Genomic DNA, 2200 nt, shown 5'->3' with positions numbered 1-2200 from the left:
CCGGCAGCGACTCGGGCTCGCCGTGCTCGGGGTCGCGCTCGCATCGATCGCGACCGGCGCGGCCGGATCGGTGAACTTCGTGGCCCTGGTCGCGCCCCAGGTGGCGGCCAGGCTGACCCGCGATGCGCAGATCCCGTTGCTGTGCGCCGGGCTGACCGGAGCGGTGATCGTCGTCGTGGCCGATATCGCGGCGCGAGTGGTGCTCGCCCCCGTCCAGCTCCCCGTGGGCGTGATCACAGCCATGATCGGCGCCCCTTACCTGATGTGGCTGCTCATCCGATCCAGATCCGAGAGGCCGTCATGACCGTGCGAACCGAACCGACGTCCACCGCTCATCTGCGAACCGAGGCGCTGACGCTCGGTTACGCCGAGCACACCGTCGTCACCGAGTTGGACCTGCGGTTGCCGCCGGGGCGGGTCACCGTCATCGTCGGCCCGAACGCCTGTGGCAAGTCCACGCTGCTCCGGGCGCTGGGCCGCCTGCTCAAGCCCGGAAGCGGAACGGTGCTGCTGGACGGCGAGGACCTGCACCGGCGGCCCACCCGGTGGGTCGCGCAGCAGATCGGCGTGCTCGCGCAGACCCCGACGGCGCCCGAAGGCATGACGGTGTTCGATCTGGTGTCGCGCGGGCGGCAGCCGCATCAGCGCTGGTGGCGGCAGTGGTCGGCCGAGGACGAGGCCAGGGTCACCGACGCGCTGCACCAGACCGGCATCACCGAACTGGCCGATCGGCACGTCGACGAGTTGTCCGGCGGCCAGCGGCAACGGGCCTGGATCGCCATGACGATCGCGCAGGACACTCCCACGCTCCTGCTCGACGAGCCCACCACGTATCTGGACATCGCCCACCAGATCGAGGTCCTCAATCTGTTGCGCCGGCTCAACCACGACCTCGGCCGCACCATCGTCGCCGTGCTCCACGACCTCAACCAGGCCGCCCGCTACGCCGACCACCTGATCATGATGCGAAACGGCAGGATCGTCGCGCACGGCGATCCCGCGGAGGTCGTCACCGACGAACGGGTCCACGACGTGTTCGGCCTCGAGGCGATCGTGGTCCCCGACCCCGTAACGGCGACACCGCTGATCGTTCCTGCCGTCCCGCGGTATGTGCGAAGGCAGGCGATCGGCGGACTGGTGCCGGCCGACCTCGCCGACTAGCTTCGCAGCCGGGCCGGGCCGGGCCGGGCCGGGCCGGGCCCGGCCCGGGCTCAGGCCAGGCAGCTCAGCGGCCGGCCGCCGTTGTAGGCCACCATGTCGGTGAACGCGGTGAACAGGTCGATCTCGCCGCCGCGTTCCAGGCCGCCGAGCTCGGCATAGGCGCGGTGCAGGTTGCCCACAGTGCGCTCACCGTCGGTGAGGTGGGCGAACTCGCTGAGGTCGGCCTCGCGGGCCAGCTCCAGCGGGGTCAGCCCGGCGGCGCGGCCCTCCTCTGCGAGGCGCAGGACGAACGTGAGATAGCGCGCGACATCGTCGATGACCTCGGGTCCGGTGACCTCGCCGTGGCCGGGCACGATGGTCTCGGCGCCGAGTCCGCGCAGATTCTCGAGTACGTCGAGTGACCCGGCGACCGATCCCATCAGCACGAAGGGCGTCCCGCCGTTGAAGATCAGGTCACCGGAGAACAGGACCTTGCGCTCGGGGATCCACACGATGCAGTCGTTGTTGGTATGCGCGGGGCCGCCCACGTGGCGCACGTCGACCCGCAACTCGTCGACGTGGAGCGTGACCGCCTCGGTGAAGGTGAGGAACGGCGGCTCGAGTTCGATGTCGCCCCATTCGACCTCCTCCCAGATCGGCGCCGAGAACGGGAGCCCGAAGGCGAGGGCGTCCTGCCTGGCCCGTTCGTGCCCGACCACGGTCGCGGAGGCGAACAGATAGTTGCCGAACGTGTGGTCGCCGTGGTGATGGGTGTTGATGAGCGTCCGGATCGGCAGGCCCGAGACGCCCGCGATCGCGGTGAGGTAGTCGCGGGTGCGCCGCTCGGTGGAGCAGGAGTCGATGCTCGTCACGCCGCGGCGGCCGACGAGGAAGCCGGTGTTGTTGATCCACCAGCTCCCGTCCGGCTGCAGGTAGCCGTACACGCCGTCGCTGACCTCCACCACGCGCGGGGGCGCCAGATCCGGGCGGTCGTGCTGATGCGAACTCAAGGTCGAATCCTCCGGAGGTGCACGGGACGGCCGGCCCTCGGCCGCCCGGG

The 2200-nt window shown here is 70.5% G+C and carries 3 protein-coding genes; 2 read left to right on the top strand and 1 reads right to left on the bottom strand.

The annotated features are described in order from the left end of the window. Together HKK72_RS38755 and HKK72_RS38750 are read left to right on the top strand one after the other, a co-directional pair. Positions 1–304, top strand: a 304-nt coding sequence (locus HKK72_RS38755; protein WP_187239354.1) for an iron chelate uptake ABC transporter family permease subunit, incomplete at its 5' end; no start/stop codon positions are given. Next, entirely contained in the window at positions 301–1161 is an 861-nt protein-coding gene (locus HKK72_RS38750; protein WP_187239353.1) for an ABC transporter ATP-binding protein, read from the top strand. The genes HKK72_RS38755 and HKK72_RS38750, both read left to right, overlap by 4 nt. A 50-nt stretch (positions 1162–1211) precedes the next feature. Here HKK72_RS38750 and HKK72_RS38745 read toward each other — a convergent pair whose 3' ends face one another. Further along, positions 1212–2150 carry an MBL fold metallo-hydrolase gene (locus HKK72_RS38745; RefSeq protein ID WP_187239352.1) on the bottom strand — a complete coding sequence of 313 codons (939 nt, stop codon included), beginning with the start codon at positions 2148–2150 and terminating at the stop codon, positions 1212–1214. Positions 2151–2200 lie beyond the last annotated feature (50 nt).

The sequence above is a fragment of the Actinomadura sp. HBU206391 genome, from assembly GCF_014323665.1.
Lineage (GTDB): Bacteria > Actinomycetota > Actinomycetes > Streptosporangiales > Streptosporangiaceae > Actinomadura_C.
Note: the sequence above shows the minus strand (reverse complement) of the source record. Positions and strands in the feature narration are given on the sequence as shown.

Bases quoted from the DNA above. Each gene is read 5' to 3' on its own strand.
- HKK72_RS38750 (WP_187239353.1), top strand. From the start codon at position 301: ATGACCGTGCGAACCGAACCGACGTCCACCGCTCATCTGCGAACCGAG.